Source organism: Pseudomonas mediterranea CFBP 5447 (assembly GCF_000774145.1).
Classification (GTDB): Bacteria; Pseudomonadota; Gammaproteobacteria; order Pseudomonadales; family Pseudomonadaceae; genus Aquipseudomonas; species Aquipseudomonas mediterranea.
This window is the reverse complement of sequence record NZ_KN322985.1, coordinates 379,716-400,052: the sequence shown is the minus strand read 5'-3', so window position 1 is coordinate 400,052 and position 20,337 is coordinate 379,716. Positions and strand designations below refer to the sequence as shown.

Annotated in this window: 16 protein-coding genes; 10 read left to right on the top strand and 6 right to left on the bottom strand. The window is 61.4% G+C overall.

What is annotated here, in order from left to right:
* Positions 1 to 24 precede the first annotated feature (24 nt).
* From aceK to N005_RS13980, 5 genes are all read left to right on the top strand, one after another.
* Positions 25 to 1,734: a bifunctional isocitrate dehydrogenase kinase/phosphatase gene (gene aceK, locus N005_RS14000; RefSeq protein WP_047701727.1), complete on the top strand. Its 1,710-nt coding sequence runs from the start codon at positions 25 to 27 to the stop codon at positions 1,732 to 1,734.
* Positions 1,735 to 1,846: 112 nt separating this feature from the next.
* Positions 1,847 to 5,758 carry an ATP-dependent RNA helicase HrpA gene (hrpA, locus tag N005_RS13995; RefSeq protein WP_047701726.1) on the top strand — a complete coding sequence of 1,304 codons (3,912 nt, stop codon included), beginning with the start codon at positions 1,847 to 1,849 and terminating at the stop codon, positions 5,756 to 5,758.
* 347 nt (positions 5,759 to 6,105) lie between these two features.
* Positions 6,106 to 7,227 (top strand): beta-ketoacyl-ACP synthase III, encoded by a 1,122-nt coding sequence (locus N005_RS13990; RefSeq protein ID WP_047701725.1) that lies wholly within the window; start codon positions 6,106 to 6,108, stop codon positions 7,225 to 7,227.
* Between the two features lie 4 nt (positions 7,228 to 7,231).
* On the top strand, positions 7,232 to 7,843 hold the full coding sequence (locus tag N005_RS13985) for an RNA polymerase sigma factor (RefSeq protein ID WP_047701724.1): 612 nt from the start codon (positions 7,232 to 7,234) through the stop codon (positions 7,841 to 7,843).
* The gene (locus N005_RS13980; protein ID WP_047701723.1) at positions 7,837 to 8,073 is read left to right on the top strand and encodes an anti-sigma factor family protein; all 237 of its coding nucleotides are present in this window, start codon (positions 7,837 to 7,839) and stop codon (positions 8,071 to 8,073) included. Before N005_RS13985 ends, N005_RS13980 begins: the two co-directional genes overlap by 7 nt.
* 180 nt (positions 8,074 to 8,253) lie before the next feature.
* On the opposite strand, the gene N005_RS13975 is transcribed toward N005_RS13980, so the two are convergent.
* Positions 8,254 to 9,570, bottom strand: a complete 1,317-nt coding sequence (locus N005_RS13975; RefSeq protein ID WP_047701722.1) for a putative porin — start codon at positions 9,568 to 9,570, stop codon at positions 8,254 to 8,256.
* Positions 9,571 to 9,849: 279 nt separating this feature from the next.
* Here N005_RS13975 and N005_RS13970 point away from each other — a divergent pair, with 279 nt between their 5' ends.
* The gene (locus N005_RS13970) at positions 9,850 to 10,974 is read left to right on the top strand and encodes a GNAT family N-acetyltransferase (RefSeq protein ID WP_047701721.1); all 1,125 of its coding nucleotides are present in this window, start codon (positions 9,850 to 9,852) and stop codon (positions 10,972 to 10,974) included.
* A 69-nt stretch (positions 10,975 to 11,043) separates the two neighbouring features.
* Here N005_RS13970 and N005_RS13965 read toward each other — a convergent pair whose 3' ends face one another.
* The 4 genes from N005_RS13965 to N005_RS13950 all read right to left on the bottom strand — a co-directional run bounded on the left by N005_RS13965 (position 11,044) and on the right by N005_RS13950 (position 15,259).
* Positions 11,044 to 12,876 carry an ABC transporter ATP-binding protein gene (locus tag N005_RS13965; RefSeq protein WP_047701720.1) on the bottom strand — a complete coding sequence of 611 codons (1,833 nt, stop codon included), beginning with the start codon at positions 12,874 to 12,876 and terminating at the stop codon, positions 11,044 to 11,046.
* An 82-nt stretch (positions 12,877 to 12,958) separates the two neighbouring features.
* Positions 12,959 to 13,513 carry a peptidylprolyl isomerase gene (locus N005_RS13960; RefSeq protein ID WP_041020173.1) on the bottom strand — a complete coding sequence of 185 codons (555 nt, stop codon included), beginning with the start codon at positions 13,511 to 13,513 and terminating at the stop codon, positions 12,959 to 12,961.
* 4 nt (positions 13,514 to 13,517) lie between these two features.
* The gene (locus tag N005_RS13955) at positions 13,518 to 14,321 is read right to left on the bottom strand and encodes an alpha/beta fold hydrolase (RefSeq protein WP_047701719.1); all 804 of its coding nucleotides are present in this window, start codon (positions 14,319 to 14,321) and stop codon (positions 13,518 to 13,520) included.
* 14 nt (positions 14,322 to 14,335) lie between these two features.
* Positions 14,336 to 15,259 carry a PA3225 family LysR-type transcriptional regulator gene (locus N005_RS13950; protein ID WP_047701718.1) on the bottom strand — a complete coding sequence of 308 codons (924 nt, stop codon included), beginning with the start codon at positions 15,257 to 15,259 and terminating at the stop codon, positions 14,336 to 14,338.
* Positions 15,260 to 15,309: 50 nt separating this feature from the next.
* Here N005_RS13950 and N005_RS13945 point away from each other — a divergent pair, with 50 nt between their 5' ends.
* From N005_RS13945 to N005_RS13930, 4 genes are all read left to right on the top strand, one after another.
* Positions 15,310 to 15,624 (top strand): hypothetical protein, encoded by a 315-nt coding sequence (locus tag N005_RS13945; protein WP_047701717.1) that lies wholly within the window; start codon positions 15,310 to 15,312, stop codon positions 15,622 to 15,624.
* A 140-nt stretch (positions 15,625 to 15,764) separates the two neighbouring features.
* Positions 15,765 to 16,364, top strand: a complete 600-nt coding sequence (locus N005_RS13940) for an FMN-dependent NADH-azoreductase (RefSeq protein ID WP_024780440.1) — start codon at positions 15,765 to 15,767, stop codon at positions 16,362 to 16,364.
* A gap of 208 nt (positions 16,365 to 16,572) precedes the next feature.
* On the top strand, positions 16,573 to 18,441 hold the full coding sequence (locus N005_RS13935; protein WP_047701716.1) for an ATP-binding protein: 1,869 nt from the start codon (positions 16,573 to 16,575) through the stop codon (positions 18,439 to 18,441).
* A 76-nt stretch (positions 18,442 to 18,517) separates the two neighbouring features.
* Positions 18,518 to 19,381 carry a carboxylate/amino acid/amine transporter gene (locus N005_RS13930; protein ID WP_041020167.1) on the top strand — a complete coding sequence of 288 codons (864 nt, stop codon included), beginning with the start codon at positions 18,518 to 18,520 and terminating at the stop codon, positions 19,379 to 19,381.
* On the opposite strand, the gene N005_RS13925 is transcribed toward N005_RS13930, so the two are convergent.
* Positions 19,344 to 20,261 carry a LysR family transcriptional regulator gene (locus N005_RS13925; RefSeq protein WP_047701715.1) on the bottom strand — a complete coding sequence of 306 codons (918 nt, stop codon included), beginning with the start codon at positions 20,259 to 20,261 and terminating at the stop codon, positions 19,344 to 19,346. The genes N005_RS13930 and N005_RS13925 overlap by 38 nt on opposite strands.
* Positions 20,262 to 20,337 lie beyond the last annotated feature (76 nt).

Here is a 20,337-nt window from a genome sequence, read left to right as displayed (position 1 = left end):
AGACGCCCCGCCGAGGTTTTCCCTATGCCGCAGCCATGGCCCGCCAGCGATATCGCCCGTTCGATTCTCGACGGCTTCGACGATTATCGCGAGCATTTCCGGCAGATTACCGACGGTGCCCGTGCCCGTTTCGAGCAGGCGCGGTGGCAGGAGGCGCAAGCGGCGTCGGCGGCGCGGATCAATCTGTACGAAGAAAAAGTCTTCGAAACCGTGGCACGGCTGCGCAAGGCTTTCGACGTCGAGGTGCTGATGGATGTCAGCTGTTGGCCGCTGGTGAAAAGTGCCTACATCAGCCTGATCGACCTGCGCTTCGACGACGAGCTGTCCGAGACCTGGTACAACTCGATTTTCTGCGGCCTGTTCAGCCATGACCTGATCAGCGACGGCACCATGTTCATCCACACCACCCGGCCGAGCCTGCGCCGGGCCCGTTCCGCGCAGACCCGTACCTACAAGCCCCAGGGGCAACTGGACCGGATGCTCGCGGACATTTTTGCCGATTACCGTTTCAGCGAGGACTACGCCGACCTGGAGGGCGACCTGCAGCGCCTCGAAGCCCAGCTGCGGGAAAACCTGCCGGACTGGGTCTGCAAGGATCCGGAATTGACCGTGGAGCTGTTTTCATCCGTGCTCTATCGCAACAAGGGTGCCTACCTGGTGGGCCGGATCTACACCCCGGGTGACCAGTGGCCGCTGGTGATTCCACTGTTGCACCGCGAGGGCCGGGGCATCCAGATCGACGCGCTGATCACCGACGAGGCCCAGGTCTCGATCATCTTCTCGTTCACCCGTTCGTATTTCATGGTGGACGTGCCGGTGCCGGCGGAATTCATCGGTTTCCTCAAGCGTATCCTGCCGGGCAAACACGTCGCCGAGCTGTACACCTCCATCGGTTTCTACAAGCATGGCAAGTCCGAGTTCTACCGGGCCTTGATCAATCACCTGGCGAACACCGACGACCGTTTCATCATGGCGCCGGGGGTGCGTGGCATGGTCATGAGCGTGTTCACGCTGCCGGGTTTCAACACGGTGTTCAAGATCATCAAGGACCGTTTCTCGCCGTCGAAAAACGTCGATCGCGCCACGGTGATCGAGAAGTACCGGTTGGTGAAAAGCGTCGACCGGGTCGGGCGCATGGCCGATACCCAGGAGTTCGCCGACTTCCGTTTCCCCCTGGGCAAGTTCGAACCGGCGTGCCTGGAAGAGTTGCTGGAAGTGGCACCCTCCACGGTGTCGGTGGAAGGCGATACGGTGCTGATCCGTCACTGCTGGACCGAGCGGCGCATGACACCGCTGAACCTCTACCTGGAAAACGCCAGCGAGGCCCAGGTGCGCGAGGCGCTGGAGGACTATGGCCTGGCTATCAAGCAATTGGCGGCGGCGAATATCTTCCCTGGCGACATGCTGCTCAAGAACTTCGGCGTGACCCGCCATGGCCGCGTGGTGTTCTACGACTACGACGAGATCTGCTTCCTCACCGAAGCCAACTTCCGGCACATCCCCCAGCCGCGCACCCCGGAAGACGAAATGGCTTCCGAACCGTGGTACTCCATCGGTCCGCTGGACGTCTTTCCCGAAGAATTCCCGCCGTTCCTGTTCGCCGACGCCGGGCAGCGCAAGCTGTTCGACCAGCTGCACGGCGAGCTGTACAACGCCGATTACTGGAAAGGCCTGCAAGAGGCCATTCGGGCGGGGAAGGTGATCGATGTGTTCCCGTATCGGCGCAAGGGATAGAAGCAGCTTCAAGCTTCAAGCGGCAAGTTTCGAGTTTCCGGCCAACGCCGCTTGCAACTTGCAGCTTGCAGCTTGAAACTTGCCGCTGCTCTTTTTTCCCCTTGCGTACCTGATGACTGACCAAGCCCCCGCTATCGACAAGCTGCTGAAAAACCTCGACCACGCCATGCTCGCCGACCGTCACCGGTTGCGGCGGCAGTTGCTCGAGCTGCGCAAGAAACCCGATGAGGCCAGGCTGGCCCAATGGGTGGCGCGCATGCAGGCGTCGTGTGACCAGGTGCTGGCGCGCAAGGCCAGCCTGCCGCTGATTCGCTACGACGACAATCTGCCGATTGCCGCCAAGCGTGACGAAATCAAGGACGCACTGCTCAAGCACCAGGTGTTGATCATCGCCGGCGAAACCGGTTCGGGCAAAACCACCCAGTTGCCGAAGATCTGCCTGGAAATCGGCCGCGGCCAATATGGCTTGATCGGCCACACCCAGCCGCGCCGGATCGCCGCCCGCAGCGTGGCGAGCCGGGTGGCCGAGGAACTGGCGACGCCGTTGGGCGCGCTGGTGGGTTATCAGGTGCGGTTCGAGGACCAGAGCGACGCCAACACCCTGATCAAGTTGATGACCGACGGCATCCTCCTGGCCGAGACCCAGAACGACCGCTACCTCGAGCGCTACGACACGATCATCGTCGACGAAGCCCACGAGCGCAGCCTGAACATCGACTTCCTGCTCGGCTACTTGAAGACCCTGCTGCCGCGCCGCCCGGACCTGAAGGTCATCATCACCTCGGCGACCATCGACCTGGAGCGCTTTTCCAAGCACTTCGACGATGCGCCGATCGTGGAAGTCTCGGGCCGTACCTTCCCGGTGGAAACCTGGTACCGCCCGCTGACCCTGGAGCAGGACGAAGAGGGCAATCGGGTCGAGGACGACCTGACGGTCGACCAGGCGATTCTCGCCACCCTCGATGAAATTGCCGCCCATGAGCGCAGCGAGCGCCGCAGCCCGGGCGATGTGCTGGTGTTCCTGCCGGGTGAGCGAGAGATTCGTGACGCGGCGGACATGCTGCGCAAGGCCCAGCTCAAGCACACCGAGATTCTGCCGTTGTATGCGCGACTGTCCCCGGCCGAACAGCAGCGGATCTTCCAGTCCCACCCGGGCCGTCGCGTGGTGCTGGCCACCAACGTCGCCGAAACCTCGCTCACCGTGCCGGGCATCCGCTACGTGATCGACAGCGGCACCGCGCGGATCAGCCGCTACAGCTATCGCGCTAAGGTCCAGCGCCTGCCCATCGAAGCCATTTCCCAGGCCAGCGCCAACCAGCGCAAGGGGCGTTGCGGGCGCGTCGAGCCGGGGATCTGCGTGCGGCTGTACAGCGAGGAAGATTTCCTTGGCCGGCCGGAATTTACCGACCCCGAGATCCTGCGCACCAACCTGGCGGCAGTGATCCTGCAGATGCTCCATCTGCGCCTGGGCGAGATCACCGATTTCCCGTTCATCGAGCCGCCGGATGGCAAGGCCATCAGCGACGGTTTCAACCTGCTGCAAGAGTTGTCGGCAGTGGACCGCAACAGTCAACTGACCCCGTTGGGCCGTCAATTGGCGCGCTTGCCGGTGGACCCGCGCATGGGCCGCATGTTGCTGGAAGCGGCGAAGCTGGGCAGCCTGCAGGAAGTGCTGATTGTCGCCAGTGCCATGTCGATCCAGGACCCGCGCGAGCGCCCGCCGGAGCGTCAACAGGCTGCCGACCAGGCCCACGCCCAATGGAAGGATCCGGACTCGGACTTTGCCGGGCTGGTCAACCTGTGGCGCGGTTTCGAAGAGCAGCGCCTGGCCCTGACCGCCAACCCGCTGCGCAACTGGTGCCGCAAGAACTTCCTCAACTACCTGCGCCTGCGCGAGTGGCGCGACGCCCATCGCCAATTGAGCCTGATCTGCCGTGACATGCAGTTGAGCCTCAACAAGGACCCGGCCGATTACCCGAAACTGCACAAGGCGGTGCTCTCGGGCCTGTTGAGCCAGATCGGCCAGAAAACCGAAGACGGCGACTACCTGGGCGCCCGTCAACGGCGGTTCTGGGTCCATCCGTCGTCGGGGCTGGGCAAGAAGCGGCCGCAGTGGCTGATGACCGCCGAACTGGTGGAAACCACCAAGCTGTATGCGCGCATGGTCGCCAAGATCGAACCGGACTGGATCGAACCGCTGGCCGGCCACTTGATCAAGAAGAACCACTTCGAACCCCATTGGGAGAAGAAGCGCGGACAGGTGGTGGCGTATGAACAGATCACCCTGTTCGGGCTGATCGTGGTCGGCCGTCGGCCGGTGCATTACGGGCCGGTGGACCCGGTGGTGTCGCGCGAGCTGTTCATCCGCGAAGCCCTGGTGCGTGGCGAGATCCAGTCCAAGGCCAAGTGCCTGGCGGCCAATACCCGATTGCTGGAGCAACTCGACGAGCTGGAGGCCAAGGCCCGGCGCCGCGACATCCTGGCGGACGAAGAAACCTTGTTTGCCTTCTACGATGCACGGTTGCCGGCGGAGATCCACCAGACCGCGACGTTCGACAGCTGGTACCGGATCAACAGCCAGAAAGACCCGCAGTTGTTGATCATGCGCGAAGAGGACGTGCTGGCGCGCGAGGCCAGTGAGGTGACCGCCGCGCACTTCCCCGACACCTTGCGCGTCGGCGACCTGACATTGCCGCTGAGCTACCACTTCGAGCCCAACCATCCCCGCGACGGCGTGACGTTGCGGGTACCGGCGCCGCTGTTGCCGATGCTGCCGCCGGAGCGCCTGGAATGGCTGGTGCCCGGCATGATCGAGGCCAAGTGCATTGCCCTGGTACGCAACCTGCCCAAGGCCTTGCGCAAGAACTTCGTGCCGGTGCCGGACTTCGTCAAGGCAGCGCTGCAACGGATCATCTTCGCCGAAGGTTCGTTGCCGCAATCCCTGGGCCGCGAGCTGCTGCGCATGACCGGTGCGCGGGTCAGCGACGAAGCCTGGGCCGAAGCGGCGCAGCAAGTGGAAGGCCACCTGCGCATGAACCTGGAAATCGTCGACGGTCAGGGCAAGTTCCTTGGCGAGGGGCGCGACCTGGCCGAGCTGACCGCGCGCTTTGCCGAAGCCAGCCAGGCTGCCTTGGCCGTGCCGCAAACCGCGAAAAGCCAAGCGCCGGTGGAAGCCAAAGTCTTCGCGCCGGTGGCGGAAAAGACCCAGCAGAAGATCGCCGGGTTGTCGATGACGGTGTATCCGGCGCTGGTGGAAGAGGGCGGCGTGGTCAAGGAAGGGCGTTTCCCGACCCCGGCCGAAGCCGAGTTCCAGCATCGCCGCGCCTTGCAGCGGTTGTTGATGCAGCAATTGGCGGAGTCGGCCAAGTTCCTGCGGGGCAAGTTGCCGGGGCTGACGGAACTGGGCTTGCTCTACCGCGAACTGGGACGCATCGACAGCCTGGTGGAAGACATCCTGTTGGTCAGTCTCGACAGTTGCGTGCTGGAAGGCGAAGCGAGCCTGCCCCGTGACGGTGCGGCGCTGGCGTCCCTGGCCGAGCGCAAGCGTGGCAGCTGGACCGAACACGCCGAACGGCTGGCGAAGCTGACCCTGGAGATCCTCAAGCTCTGGCACGGCCTGCAAAAGCGCTTCAAGGGCAAGATCGACCTGGCCCAGGCCGTGGCGCTGAACGACATCAAGCAACAGCTCAGCCATCTGGTATACCCGGGCTTCGTGCGCGAAACCCCGCATCAATGGCTCAAGGAATTGCCGCGCTACCTCAAGGCCATCGAGCAGCGTTTCGAGAAGCTGGGCAGCCAGGTGCAGAAAGACCGGGTCTGGAGCGGCGAACTGTCGAATCTCTGGGCTCAATACCAGACCCGCGCCGCTAAACACGCCCAGGAAGGCAAGCGCGACCCGCAACTGGAATTTTACCGCTGGTGGCTGGAGGAATACCGGGTGTCGCTGTTCGCCCAGCAGTTGGGGACCAAGGTGCCGATTTCGGACAAGCGCCTGGGCAAGCAGTGGGGGCAGGTGGAGCCATAAGGCAGCACCATTGATCCCTTGTGGGAGCGAGCCTGCTCGCGATGAGGCAGTGTCAGTCGACATCCGTATCAACTGACAGATCGCTATCGCGAGCAGGCTCGCTCCCACAGGGCCTTGCATCTTCCACAAGGGTTTTGTGTCTTGGCTTATGGAGAATGGGCCAAACGCCAGCGTTTATGGCAAACTTCGCGCCTATAAATGCCGGTCCCGTGGTTTTGAGCTTCAATACCCCGGGCGGATCGGAATAAAGCGATGCCAGGTCTGCTTCCCCAGGATGGGAAAAGACCCTTTGCGTATTGGTACGTCGGTACCAATGCTTTCTGCCTGAACAGATCAGAGACACGACCATGCATAACGTCGTCATCAGTGGCACCGGCCTGTATACCCCGGCCAACAGCATTTCCAATGAAGAGCTGGTGCAATCCTTCAACACCTACGTCGCCCAGTTCAATGCCGACAACGCCGACGCCATCGAGCGCGGTGAAGCCGAGGCGTTGACCGAATCCAGCGCGGCGTTCATCGAAAAGGCCTCCGGCATCAAGAGCCGCTTCGTCATGGACAAGGACGGTATCCTCGACCCGCAACGCATGACCCCACGCCTGCCCGAGCGCTCCAATGAGCAATGGTCGGTACTTTGCGAAATGGCCGTCGGTGCCGCGAAACAAGCGCTGGAGCGTGCCGGCCGTACCGCCGCCGACATCGACGGGGTGATCGTCGCCTGCTCCAACCTGCAGCGTGCCTACCCGGCCATCGCCATCGAAGTCCAGGAAGCCCTGGGCATCGAAGGTTTCGGTTTCGACATGAACGTGGCCTGCTCCTCGGCGACGTTCGGCATCCAGGCCGCGGCCAACAGCGTGCAACTGGGCCAGGCCCGGGCGATCCTGATGGTCAACCCCGAAGTGTGCACCGGTCACCTGAACTTCCGCGACCGCGACAGCCACTTCATCTTCGGCGACGCGGCCACCGCCGTGATCATCGAGCGAGCGGACCTGGCGACTTCGCCGTACCAGTTCGACGTGGTCAGCACCAAGCTGCTCACCAAGTTCTCCAACAACATCCGCAACAACTTCGGCTTCCTCAACCGCGCCGCGGAAGAGGGCATCGGCACTCGTGACAAGCTGTTCGTCCAGGAAGGCCGCAAGGTGTTCCGTGACGTGTGCCCGATGGTGGCCGAGCTGATTGGCGCTCATCTGCAAGAAAACCAGTTGAATGTCGAGCAGGTGAAGCGCTTCTGGCTGCACCAGGCCAACCTGAGCATGAACCACCTGATCGTGCGCAAGCTGCTGGGACGGGAGGCCACCGAAGAGGATGCCCCGGTGATCCTCGACCGCTACGCCAACACCAGCTCGGCCGGTTCGGTCATTTCGTTCCACCTGAACCAGGATGATCTGCCCAGTGGCTCGGTCGCGGTGCTCAGTTCGTTTGGGGCGGGGTATTCGATTGGCAGCGTGATTCTGCGCAAGCATTGATTGAATGACCATCACCAACGACACTCAACTGCTCCAACGCCTGCTGGCGGGGGAGCAGCGCGCCTACAAGGAGTTGGTCAGCACCTACCAGAGCCCGATGCGCGCGGTCGCCTATGCCATCGTCGGCAGCCGTCATGCCGACGAAGTGGTGCAGGACGCCTGGCTGTCGGTGGTGCGCAACCTCGGTGGTTTCCAGGGCCGTTCCAGCCTCAAGACCTGGCTGTTGACCATCACTGCCAACGCTGCCAAGGGACGCTACAAGCAGAACCGTCGCGAGGTATTGCTCGACGATCTGCCGGCGCCCCATGGCACGCTGGGCGATGATCGCTTCGCCGCCGATGGCCACTGGCTGCTGGCGCCGTTCGCCTGGCACCAGGACACGCCGGAAGCGCTGCTGACGGAGAGCGAATTACGCGATTGCCTCGAGCACACGCTGCTCAGTCTGTCGGAACTGCAAGGCAGCGTGCTGACCTTGCGCGAACGCCAGGGGTTGGAGCTGGAAGAAATCTGTAACCTTCTGGACATCTCGCTCTCTAACGTACGCGTGCTGTTGCATCGCGCCCGCCTGAAGGTCTTCGCGACCGTGGAACATTTCGAGGAGACCGGCGAATGCTGACCTGCAAGGAACAAGTGGCACGCTCCAGCGATTATCTCGACGGCCAGCTGAGCTTTCGCGAACGCATGATGGTGCGCCATCACCTGGTGTTCTGCCCCAACTGCCGACGTTTCATCCGCCAGATGAAGCTGATGCAGGCCACCCTCAGAAAGCTTCCCGAACCGCCCGTCCCAGACCTGGATCACCTCGCCGAGAAGCTTGCCGCCGAGCGCCGCCGGCATTCGCGTTGAACCTTGAATCGCCATAACCCCTGTGGGAGCGAGCCGCGAGCCGGCTCGCAGGCTCGCTCCCACAGGGAGACGGCTGAATATGCAAAAAAACCTGGCGTTGCTGAACCGGTGGGACCGATGCAGCAACGCCAGGCTAAAAGATGCGCGTCGGGCGTCCTTGCCCGAGTCGTGAGGCGGTGATCAGAACTTGGCTTCGGCATCCAGTTGCAGGGTGTTGATCTTCGAGTCCTTCAGCGTGGCGTTGGTGTAGTCGGAGTCGGCCATGAAGTACGTCGCGCCGAGCGAGAAGTTCTTGTCCAGTTCGTAGCTAGCTTTCAGCTTGCTGCCACGGGAACCGGTGAAACCGTTGGCGAAGTCGGAGTCGGTGAAGGCACCGACCACGGCGTTACGCTGTACGTCGCGATAGTTGTAGTCCAGGCCGAAGCCGAAGACCTTGGTCTTGGCACCCACCAGCCAGCCCATGTCCTGGTCGTTGCTGGCGTCCTTGTTGTTGACCACCTGACCGTACAGCGACAGCGGCATGGGCAGGCCGCCGATGTCGAGTTGGCCAAAGCCTTCGTACAGCTTGAACTGTTCGTTCGCGCTGTTGCCGTTGATGGCCAGGCGGCAGGTGTTGGCCGAGCAGGTGTTGCTGATGTCATTGTCGTTGTCGTAGGCGTAGATGCTGCCGCCCAGGGTCATTTTCAGATTGTCGGTGATCGCGAAGCGGGCGCCCAACTGGCCTGCGTACAGGCGCAGGTCGTGGCGGAACTGTTTGCCTTCGCCGTCGACGTTGTCCTTGAGGGTGTAGTGGCCGGCGCTGCCGAACAGCTCGGTGCCGGCGCCCAGCGGGTATTTGTAGGAGGCCGACAGACCTTCCGGGCTGATGTCGCTATCCCAGATGATGTCGCCCATGCTCACCCATTGCTGTGGCATCTTGCCGCCCACGAGGTGCAGGTTCTTGATGGCGTCCGGGTGGTAGTCGACGTAGCCCTGGTCCAGCCACAGGTCTTTCTTGGTGAAGTTGTTGTCCAGGCTCTGGTTGGTGGAGCGCGAATCGTTGTCGCTGCCGGTGGCGATGCGGATGCCGGTGTCCACTTGCGGGTTGATTTCGCTGTAGGCACCCAGGCGAACGCGGATACGTTGGCGGTCCTGGTCACCGGTGTTCGAGACGCCATCGTTCTTCACGGTTTCCTGACGGAAGCGCACGTCACCTTTGAACTGGGTCTTGGCCGCCCAAGCCAGTTTCTGGTCGAAGGAGCTCAGCTCGTTGGTTTTCTTCGCAGTCGCGGCGATCTGTTCGTTGGTCTCTTGCTGCGCCTGGCGAGCGATTTGCTGCTCCTTTTGATCCCGTGCCAGTTCGGCTTGCAGTTCGGCGTACTGCGCGGTGGTAATCGAACCATTGGCCTTGAGCATGTCGAGCAATTTGGCGTCGACTGCGGCGCTGGCCGGTACACTCATGGCCAGCAGCAGACCGCCACACAGGGCCGCCGCAGTTTTCGTGGAAGCAAGACGCATATCAATCTCCGAAGATGAGAGAGGATGAGCGGATCATCCAGGGCACAACCGACCGTTGAAGGGCGGAAACAGTGACCGGGTTAGAACCCGGCGCTCTAAAAACAGGCGCCAGTATCGCGATGGTTTATTACAGTGCAGTGGCAATGTAGTGGCACATCAGTGACGATTCAGTTTCTATCCGAACGCTGCTGAACAGCGCTTGTCGACACCGCAGGGTGTGGAACTCATGGCGATAAGCGATACTGGCGACGCTCTGAATCGCCGAGTGGAGAGGAATCGATGCCGTTGCAGCGCCTGCACAGACTGTCTGAAATAGCGCCACGCACCTGGGATGCCCTGGTACTGGAACGCCAGCCGTTTCTGCGCCACGCCTTCCTCAGCGCGTTGGAGGACAGCGGCAGTGTCGGCCCGCATTCCGGATGGCAGTCCGAGCATTTGTTGCACATGGACGGTGACCGGCTGATCGCCGCGCTGCCCAGCTATCGCAAGTGGCATTCCTACGGTGAGTACGTATTCGATCATGGCTGGGCGGACGCTTGCGCGCGTGCTGGCATCGACTATTACCCGAAGCTGCTGACCGCTGTGCCGTTCAGTCCGGTCAGCGGACCGCGTCTACTGGCGGCCTCGGTCGATGATGGTTTCGAGTTGCTCAAGAGTTTGCCGGGCTACCTGGAAATCGAAGGGCTTTCCAGTGCCCACATCAACTTTACGGATCCCTTCACCGACACGGCACTGGCCGCGCAAGAGGGGTGGCTGCAGCGGATCGGCTGCCAGTACCACTGGCACAATCGCGACTATCGGGACTTCCAGGATTTTCTCGACGCACTCAGTTCCCGCAAGCGCAAGCAGATGCGCAAGGAGCGCGAACAGGTGGCGGGGCAGGGTATCGACTTCGAATGGTTCGAGGGGCATCAACTGGACGAGGCGCAGTGGGATTTCGTCTATGCCTGCTACGCCAATACCTACGCTGTACGCCGACAAGCACCGTACCTGACCCGGGAATTTTTCAGCCTGCTGGCCGAACGCATGCCCGAGGCCATCCGCGTGGTGCTGGCCAGGCAAGGATCGCGGCCGGTGGCGATGGCGTTCAGCCTGGTTGGTGGCGACAGTTTCTACGGGCGTTACTGGGGCTGCCTGGCAGAGTTCGACCGCCTGCACTTCGAGACCTGTTTCTACCAGGGCATGGACTACGCGATCGCCCAAGGCTTGCAGCGATTCGATGCCGGCGCCCAGGGCGAGCACAAACTCATTCGCGGTTTCGAACCGGTGATTACCCGGTCGTGGCATTACCTGCGCCATCCCGGGTTGAAAGCGGCGGTGGCGGATTTCCTCAACCGGGAACAGGAGGGGGTGTTGGCGTATGCCGAGGAGGCGAGGACGGCGTTGCCGTATCGGCAGTGTTGATGTTCTGGCTGGTACCCTCACCTGTGGCGAGGGAGCAAGCTCCCTCGCCACAGGTGGTTGAGTCAGGTTTCAGTCAATCCCCACAAACCCTCCCGTCTGATGCTGCCACAACCGCGCATACAACCCGCCATGGGCCAGCAGTTCGGCGTGGCTGCCGGTTTCGGCGATGCGGCCGTTTTCCAGCACCACCAGCCGGTCCATCCGGGCGATGGTCGAGAGACGGTGGGCGATGGCGATCACGGTCTTGCCTTGCATCAGCGTCTCGAGGCTTTCCTGGATCGCCGCTTCCACTTCCGAATCGAGTGCTGACGTCGCTTCGTCCATGATCAGGATCGGCGCATCCTTGAGCAGCACCCGGGCAATGGCGATGCGCTGGCGCTGGCCGCCGGAGAGTTTCACGCCGCGTTCACCCACATGGGCGTCGAAACCGGTGCGGCCCTGGGCGTCCGACAGCAGTGGGATGAACTCATCGGCACGGGCCTTGTGTACGGCTTCCCAGAGCTGTGTGTCGGTGGCGTCGGGCTTGCCGTAAAGCAGGTTGTCGCGAATCGAGCGGTGCAGCAGCGACGTGTCCTGGGTGATCATGCCGATCCGTTCGCGCAGGCTTTCCTGGCTCACTTCGGCAATGTCCTGGCCGTCGATGAGAATCCGCCCGCCCTCGACGTCATAGAGACGCAACAACAGGTTGACCAGGGTGGATTTCCCCGCGCCGGAGGGGCCGATGAGGCCGATCTTTTCCCCAGGCTTGATCACCAGGTTCAGGTCGCCGATCACACCGCTCTTCTTGCCATAGTGGAAATCCACATGCTCGAAGCGTACTTCGCCGCGGCCAACGGCCAATGGTCTGGCGTGCTCGCGGTCGGTCACGCTGACCGGCTGGGCGATGGTCTGCAGGCCATCCTGGACCATACCGATGTTCTCGAAGATGCCGTTGACCACCCACATGATCCAGCCGGACATATTGACGATACGGATCACCAGCCCGGTCGCCAGGGCAATGGCACCGACGCTGATCAGCGACTGTGTCCACAGCCACAGCGCCAGGCCGGTGGTGCCGACGATCAGCAGCCCGTTCATGCTGGTGATGACCACGTCCATGCTGGTCACCACGCGGCCGGCCAGTTGGGCTTTTTCGGTCTGCTCCTGGATGGCTTCGCGAGCGTACTGCTGTTCGAAATTGGTGTGGGCGAACAGCTTCAGGGTGGTGATGTTTGTGTAGCCGTCGACGATCCGGCCCATGAGTTTGGAGCGGGCATCGGACGACACCACGGAGCGTTCCTTGACCCGTGGCACGAAGTAATAGAGCGAGCCGATGTAGGCGGCAATCCACAGCAACAGGGGGATCATCAGGCGCCAGTCGGCTTCGGCGAACAGCACCAGCGAGCTGATGGCGTAGATCAGCACATGCCACAACGCGTCCACGGCCTGCACCGCCGAATCCCGCAGGGAGTTGCCGGTCTGCATGATGCGCTGGGCGATGCGCCCGGCGAAGTCGTTCTGGAAGAAATTCAGGCTCTGCTTGAGCACATAGCTGTGGTTCTGCCAGCGGATCAGACTGGTCATGCCGGGGCTCAGGGTCTGGTGCACCAGCAGGTCATGCAAGGCCACGAAAATGGGCCGCAGGACCAGCGCCACAACGGCCATCCATGCCAGTTCCAGGCCATGGATCCTGAAGAAGTCGACGTTGGGCGTGCCCTGGGCCAAGTCGATGATCCGGCTCAGGTAACTGAACAGCGCCACTTCGATCAGTGCACCGATCAGGCCCACCACCAGCAGGACGGCGAAGCTCGGCCAGACTTGTCTCAGGTAATACGTGTAGAAGGGCAGGACGCGGTTCGGTGGGGCCGAACTCGGTGCGTCGCGGAAGATGTCGATGAGTTTTTCGAAACGGCGATAAACCATGGTAAACAGCCCGGGCAGGGCTCTCCTTTTTTGCTGTGAGCGGCACGGGATCGCCGTCGCCGCTCAGGCTTGCCCTGTACCTTCAGTCGATGCGCTTGGCCGACTTGATGATCACAGGGTCGATCGGCACGTTTTGCATGCCTTGCTTGGTGGTGGTCTGGGAGTTGACGATGATGTCCACGACATCCATGCCCTTGACCACTTTGGCGAACACGGCGTAACCGGCGTCACGGCCCGGGTCGAGGAATGCGTTGTCGGCCACGTTGATGAAGAACTGGCTGGTGGCCGAGTTCGGATCGGAAGTGCGGGCCATCGACAAGGTGCCGCGAACGTTGTGCAAGCCGTTGCTGGCTTCGTTCTTGATCGGTGCCTTGGTGTCTTTTTGTTGCATCTGCTGGGTGAAGCCGCCGCCCTGGGCCATGAAGCCCGGGATCACGCGGTGGAAAATCGTGTTGTTGTAGAAACCGCTGTCCACGTACTCAAGGAAGTTCTTGGTACTGATGGGCGCCTTGACCGGGTCCAGTTCGATTTCGATCTGGCCGTTGGTGGTGTCCAGCAGCACGTGGGGGGCAGGTGCGGCCATCAGGTTGGCGGCAAACAGAACAGAGCCGGCGGCGAGGGCGATCTTTTTCAGCATGGGTTCATTGATCCTGAGTGGTGGAATCGATTGCGATCAAAAAGTCGAGCAGGGTTTGGTTGAAGCGCTCGGGTTGGTCCAGCGGAGTAGCGTGCCTTGAATCGGTGAAGACCACCAGCCGTGCATCGGGCAGCAGTTTTACATAGGCTTCCTTCAGTGCCACTGGGGTGTAATCGTGGTCGGCGCAGATGACGAGGGTTGGACAGGCAACCTGCGAGAGTCGTTCCTGGACACCCCAGCCCACGACGGCATCGAAGCTGGCGAGATAAGCATGTTTGTCGTTTTTTGCCCAGCGCCGGGCCATTTCAAGGCGTAAATCCGCCTGTTCGGGCTTGGGGAACAGCTTGGTCCCCAGGGCCTTGCCGATGGTTTCCAGGCTGAGGATACGCATCAGGCTCCAGCGCTTGAACCATTGCCAGCAGTCGTCCAGGGTACGGATCTTGACTTGTGGCGCACTGTTGACGATGCACAGGCTCTTGACCCGCCCGGGCTCATCCACTGCCAACTGAAAGGCGATCATGCCGCCCATGGACCAGCCCACCAGGTGTACCGGGCCCAGGTCCAAATGTTCGATCAGGGCAAGCAGGTCGGCGCTGAAACCTTCGATGCTGTAGGGCCCGCGGGGTTTGTCGGAGCGTCCGTGGCCGCGCACATCCACCACGATCAGGCGGTAACGGGCGGACAGTACCGGGATCTGTTTTTCCCAATCCAGGGTGCTGGAACCCAGCCCATGGACCAGCAGCAGCGGTGCGCCGTGGCCGTATTCCTCGTAGTGCAGATTGCAGTCTTCGTGTACGAACCAGGCCATCGGCGAACTCCTTGTCAGGCTTGTTCTGGGGCGGCGAACGGTGCATCCAGTGGCGCGGTATCGAAGGTGCGCAGCAGTTCGATGAGGATCTGCGTGGCCGGGCCCAGGGGTTTTTCCTTGTTCGAATACAGGTAGAAGCTCGGGTTGCGGCTGCCGCCCTGATCCAAGGGTAGCCGCTTGAGCGTGCCCTCCCGCAGTTCCCGCTCGATCATGTGCCGGGGCAGCCAGGCAAAGCCCAGCCCACTGCCGACGAAGGTCGCGGCGGTGGCGAGGCTGCCGACGGTCCAGCGTTGCTCGGCACCGAGCCAGCCGACGTCCCGGGGTTGCTGGCGGCCGGAATCGCGGATCACCACTTGCAACTGACTTTCCAGGTCCTGGAAGGTCAGCTCGCGATTGAGCCGGTGCAACGCGTGTTCGGGGTGGGCCACGGCGACGAATTCCACGTCGCTCAGCTCAGCACCGAGATAGCCGGGGATGCTGAAGCCAACGATGGCCAGGTCGGCGACGCCCTCGAGCAGCACTTCTTCCACGCCCGACAGCACTTCTTCCCGCAGGCGTACCCGGCAGCCGCGGCTCTGCGGCATGAACGCCGCCAGGGCCCGGACGAGGCGGGCGGTGGGGTAGGCGGCGTCGACCACCAGCCGTACTTCGGCTTCCCAGCCCTGTTCCATGTGATGGGCCAGGTCTTCCAGTTGGCTGGCCTGTTTCACCAGTTGCCGGGAGCGCCGCAACAGCACGCCGCCGGCCTCGGTCAGCACCGCCTTGCGTCCATCGATGCGCAGCAGGGGTACGCCGAGCTGATCCTGCATGCGGGCCACGGTATAGCTCACCGACGATTGGGAGCGGTGCAACACGTCGGCGGCCTGGGCGAAACCGCCGTGGTCCACCACGGCCTGCAGGGTTCGCCATTGATCAAGGGTCACGCGGGGCGCTTTCATATTGAGCTCCTCTTGTCCTAAGCTGGCGGTCCCTTGGTGGAGACAGCCGAATGAAGAAAATCTGTTGTGCAGTGCTGGCCCTGTTGCCGTTGACAGCGTTCGCGTATCCGATCGACGTGGAAAAACACCTCGACGGCCTGAAGATCGACTACACCGCCTACGACACTGACGCCGACATCGGTTCCATCCAGGTCAACAATTACGGCAGCACCGACGCGGCCTGCACCGTGGTGTTCCGCAACGGTCCGGAAGCGCCTCGCACCCGCAAGATCGAGGTGGCCGCCGGCAAGTTCAAGAACGCCACCGCCAAGTTCAACCGCAACATCATCAAGCTGCGCATCGAGCTGACCTGTAAGCCGAAGTAATCCGAAACTGGGACGCTGGTTCAGCTTATAAACGAATTTATCGATGCTTTGCAGCAAGTATTTGCGCTTTTTTATCGATATAGTCCCTATTAGCCTTTGCTCCATCGACTGACAACACATTCAGATGGAGCCTACATCCCATGTCCCGCGTTCTGATTATCGAAAGCAGTGCCCGCCAGCAAGACTCGGTGTCCCGTCAACTGACCCAGACTTTCATCAAGCAATGGAAAGCCGCTCACCCGGCCGATGAAATCAACGTTCGCGACCTTGCCGTCAATGCCGTGCCGCATCTGGACGCCAACCTGCTGGGTGGCTGGATGAAGCCCGCCGAGCAGCGCAACGACATCGAGAACGCCTCGCTGGAGCGCTCCAACCAGCTGACCGATGAACTGTTGGCCGCCGATGTGCTGGTCATGGCCGCGCCGATGTACAACTTCGCCATCCCCAGCACCTTGAAAGCCTGGCTCGACCACGTGCTGCGTGCCGGCGTGACCTTCAAATACACCCCCACCGGCCCCCAAGGCCTGCTGACCGGCAAGCGGGCCTTCGTGCTGACAGCCCGCGGCGGCATCCACGCCGGCGGCAGCTCCGATCATCAGGAACCCTACCTGCGCCAGGTCATGGGCTTCATCGGGATCCACGACGTGACCTTCATCCATGCCGAAGGCATGAACCTGGGCGGTGATTTCCAGGAGAAAGGCTTGAATCAGGCCAACGCCAAGCTGTCCCAGGTCGCCTGATCGTTAATCCTCGGGTAATCGTCGGGTGGTCTAGTGGCTTGGCGATTCCCTTCAAACCGTTTCGCGCATCGAACCTCCCTTTGCACTTGTTGCTCCTGAGTGCAGTAGCCCGATTGAACGCATTGGCGAGATCGGGCTTTTTTTTGGAAAATGGTTTTTAACCGATCTTCGCTCTATGCTGGGCCGGACAGTATGGAGGCTGTGAAAGATGTTCAAACTCAGGCGCAAAACATGGGCCTTACTTCTGGTCTACATCATAGGGGTCAGTGGCTATATCTATTACCTCTACGTCGAGACCCAGGGAATCCTGACCGACAAAATCAACAGCAAATTGCTGCATGCCGCGCTGGGTGCTTCGGCCATCCTCGGCGACGGTTACCATGACAACCTGATCGACAAACAATCCAAGTCGCCGGCGCAAGACTGGGACGCGATCCAGCGGCTCTCCAATTTCAACGAGTCAATGGGCACTGCCTTTATCTACAGCGTGATCAAGCGTGATGGAAAGGCGTACCTGATCAGTTCCAGCGCATCGAAGAAAGAAATCGAGGAGCAGAACTTCGTGCGTTTCTTCGATCCCTATCCCGATGCCAGTCAGGCGCTACTCGACAGTTTCGAGCGCACCGAACCTACCTGGATCGATTATTCGGATCATTGGGGGGACTTTCGCGCCGTCTTCGTTCCGATGAAGTCCAGGGACGGTACGGTTTATGTGGCGGGGGCGGAGATGACGTTGGCGGATTACTACCACCAACTCAACCAGGATTCGCTGCACCACATCATTCTGGCGATTCTGGTTTTTCTCGCATTCAGCCTTTTTCGCACCCGTGGTCATCTCCTGCAGTTGAAAACGAACGAACGGATATTGAACGAGGCAAAAAATGCCGCCGAGGAAGCCGACCGTTCAAAAACCCAATTTCTCGCCACCATGAGTCATGAGATCCGTACCCCCATGTACGGGGTCATCGGCGCAACCGAGTTGCTGGCACGCTCATCCCTGACCGCCGAGCAGAACAGCCTCCTGAAAACGATCCAAACCAGCGGACGAAGTTTGCTGTCGCTGATCGACAACGTGCTCGATCTGGCAAAAATCGAGGCGGGCAAACTTGAGTTGAAGCCTCGCGTATTTGAATTGCGGACACTGGTTTCATCCAGCGTTGAAATTGTCCGGCAGAACATCAAGGACAAGCCGGTCCTCATCGAGACTCAGGTTTCTTCGAGCGTCCCCCGTTGGGTTAAAACCGATCTTGATTGCCTGCGTCAGATATTGATCAACTTGCTGGGCAACGCGATCAAGTTCACCGAAAGCGGGAAAGTATCGCTCGTGATCGCGACCAGCGGACACGACGCTGGAGCCCGGCTCGACGTGTCCGTACACGATACCGGCATAGGCATCCCCGAGGAACGGCAAGGCAGTCTGTTCGAGCCCTTCGTTCAGCTTAAAGGGCAAGCCAGTCAACGTTTCAATGGGAGTGGCCTCGGTCTTTCAATCTGCAAGAAACTGGTCGAAGCCTTGCAGGGGACCTTATCTTTTACCAGCCAATCGGGTGTCGGTTCGACGTTCTCCTTTTCGCTGCCCCTGGCGCCTTTCCGGGGCTCGGAAATCCCCTTGGATGACGACCATGCCGCGGTGGGATTCGACTCATCTTTTGCCAGCCGTTACCCGCTCGATATCCTGCTGGTGGAGAACCATCCGGTGAATCAGAAAGTGGCCTTGGCGATGCTGGAAGCGCTGGGGTATGCCCCGGGGCTTGCGTCCGATGGCCTGGAGGCGGTCAGGCGCTGTGCGGCTTCGATGCCCGAAGTCATCCTCATGGACATCAACATGCCTGGTATGGATGGGGTGGAAGCGATCCGCAAGATCCAGGCGCTGCCGCGGGACCATGCTTGTTACATGGTTGCTTTTACCGCGAGTGTCTTTGCCCATGAGGTCGAACGTTTCAGGGCCGCCGGTGCCGACGACATTCTTGCCAAGCCGGCGAACTTCCACGCCATGACGCGGGTGCTTCAGCGTGCCGCCAATGATCGGCAGCAGCGTCAGACCCGCACGTCGGCGGTGGATGAAGTTTCCTGTTGAGGTGGCCAGGGAATAAACGCCTTTCACGGATCCGGCAAAAACCGCTATCTTCGCCGCCTTCCGAAGCGAGGGGCGTATGGGCTATCTACTTTTTGTGACATTGATCCAGGCATTTTCCTTCAGCCTGATCGGCGAATACCTGGCCGGGCATGTGGACAGTTATTTCGCGGTGCTGGTCCGGGTGCTGCTGGCCGGGCTGGTGTTCATTCCCCTGACCCGCTGGCGCCAGGTGGAGGCATCGTTCATGCGCGGCATGCTGTTGATCGGCGCCCTGCAGTTCGGCGTGACCTACGTCTGCCTGTACCTGAGCTTCCGTGTGCTGACGGTGCCCGAGGTGCTGCTTTTCACCATCCTCACGCCGCTGCACGTGACCTTGATCGAAGACGCGCTGAACCGCCGCTTCAATCCCTGGGCACTGGTGGCTGCGCTGGTAGCCGTGGCCGGCGCGGCGGTGATTCGCTATGACCGGATCAACCCGGATTTCTTCATGGGCTTCCTGTTGCTGCAACTGGCCAACTTCACTTACGCGGCCGGGCAGGTGCTCTACAAGCACCTGGTGGCCCGCCACCCGAGCGACCTGCCGCACTATCGGCGTTTCGGCTACTTCTACCTCGGCGCGCTGGCGGTGGCGTTGCCGGCTTTCCTGCTGTTCGGCAAGACGAATTTCTGGCCCGAAGCGCCGCTGCAATGGGGCGTGCTGGTGTTCCTCGGCCTCGTTTCCACGGCGCTTGGGCTGTACTGGTGGAACAAGGGCGCCTGCCTGGTCCAAGGCGGAACGTTGGCGGTGATGAACAACCTGCACGTGCCGGTAGGGCTGTTGCTGAACCTGCTGATCTGGAACCAGCACGAGGCATTGGGCCGGTTGTTCCTGGGCGGCGGTGTCATTCTGCTTGCGGTGTGGATCAGTCGGTTGAGCTTGCGCAAGCCGCAGGTTGCCTGATCGCCAATTGTTCGACCAGGAAGTCGATGAAGGCCCGGGTTTTCTGTGGCAGGCGCCGGGCTGACGAATACACCGCGTTGATGCTGATCGCCGGCGCTTGCCATTCGCACAGCACCGGCACCAGCCGTCCGGCAGCCAGCGCGTCTTCCACGATGAAATCCGGCAGCAGCGCGATGCCCATGCCGGCCTCGGCGGCCTGCGCCAGCAAGTCGCCGTTGTTGACGTGGAGGGGGCCGGTGACGTTGACCCGTTGCGTCTCCTTGCCGTTGCTCAATTGCAAGCTCACGCCACTTTGCAGGTAGCCGTAGTTGAGGCATTGATGGGCGCGCAGGTCCTGGGGCGTCTGCGGGATGCCCGCACGCTCCAGGTAGGCCGGGGCGGCGACCATGATGCGTGGTGCCGGCGCCAGTTGCCGGGCAATCATGGTGGAGTCGGGCATGCTGGCGATGCGGATGGTCACGTCGAAACCGCCGCGCACCGGATCCACCTGTTGGTCGCTGAGCACCACTTGCAGCTCGATGTTCGGGTGCCGTTCATGGAACAGCGGAATCAGCTTGCCCAGCCGTCGCAGGCCGAACGACATCGGCGCATTGACCCGCAACACCCCGCGTAACTCACCAATCCCGTCCCGTGCCCGCTGCTCGGCCTCATCCAGTGCCGCCAAAACCTCCCGGGCCGCGTCGAAATATTCAGCGCCTGCTTCGGTGAGATGCAGGCTGCGCGTGGTGCGTTGCAGCAGTTGCACGCCGATGGCTTCTTCCAGTGCCTGAATCTGCTTGCTGACCTTCGACCTCGGCACGTCCATGGCCCGGGCGGCCGCCGCGAAGCCGTTCTCGCCCACGGTGACGACGAAGGCGCGCATGCATTCGATGCGATCCATGATTGTTCCTTTTTTAGAATCAATGATTCTCGATTTTAGGTAATTGTCCCTTTTATGGCTAGCCCCTAAAGTACAC

Excerpts from the sequence above, each read along its gene's own strand:
- aceK (WP_047701727.1), top strand. The coding sequence starts at position 25 with ATGCCGCAGCCATGGCCCGCCAGCGATATCGCCCGTTCGATTCTCGAC.
- hrpA (WP_047701726.1), top strand. The coding sequence starts at position 1,847 with ATGACTGACCAAGCCCCCGCTATCGACAAGCTGCTGAAAAACCTCGAC.
- N005_RS13990 (WP_047701725.1), top strand. The coding sequence starts at position 6,106 with ATGCATAACGTCGTCATCAGTGGCACCGGCCTGTATACCCCGGCCAAC.
- N005_RS13985 (WP_047701724.1), top strand. The coding sequence starts at position 7,232 with ATGACCATCACCAACGACACTCAACTGCTCCAACGCCTGCTGGCGGGG.
- N005_RS13980 (WP_047701723.1), top strand. The coding sequence starts at position 7,837 with ATGCTGACCTGCAAGGAACAAGTGGCACGCTCCAGCGATTATCTCGAC.
- N005_RS13975 (WP_047701722.1), bottom strand. The coding sequence starts at position 9,570 with ATGCGTCTTGCTTCCACGAAAACTGCGGCGGCCCTGTGTGGCGGTCTG.
- N005_RS13970 (WP_047701721.1), top strand. The coding sequence starts at position 9,850 with ATGCCGTTGCAGCGCCTGCACAGACTGTCTGAAATAGCGCCACGCACC.
- N005_RS13965 (WP_047701720.1), bottom strand. The coding sequence starts at position 12,876 with ATGGTTTATCGCCGTTTCGAAAAACTCATCGACATCTTCCGCGACGCA.
- N005_RS13960 (WP_041020173.1), bottom strand. The coding sequence starts at position 13,513 with ATGCTGAAAAAGATCGCCCTCGCCGCCGGCTCTGTTCTGTTTGCCGCC.
- N005_RS13955 (WP_047701719.1), bottom strand. The coding sequence starts at position 14,321 with ATGGCCTGGTTCGTACACGAAGACTGCAATCTGCACTACGAGGAATAC.
- N005_RS13950 (WP_047701718.1), bottom strand. The coding sequence starts at position 15,259 with ATGAAAGCGCCCCGCGTGACCCTTGATCAATGGCGAACCCTGCAGGCC.
- N005_RS13945 (WP_047701717.1), top strand. The coding sequence starts at position 15,310 with ATGAAGAAAATCTGTTGTGCAGTGCTGGCCCTGTTGCCGTTGACAGCG.
- N005_RS13940 (WP_024780440.1), top strand. The coding sequence starts at position 15,765 with ATGTCCCGCGTTCTGATTATCGAAAGCAGTGCCCGCCAGCAAGACTCG.
- N005_RS13935 (WP_047701716.1), top strand. The coding sequence starts at position 16,573 with ATGTTCAAACTCAGGCGCAAAACATGGGCCTTACTTCTGGTCTACATC.
- N005_RS13930 (WP_041020167.1), top strand. The coding sequence starts at position 18,518 with ATGGGCTATCTACTTTTTGTGACATTGATCCAGGCATTTTCCTTCAGC.
- N005_RS13925 (WP_047701715.1), bottom strand. The coding sequence starts at position 20,261 with ATGGATCGCATCGAATGCATGCGCGCCTTCGTCGTCACCGTGGGCGAG.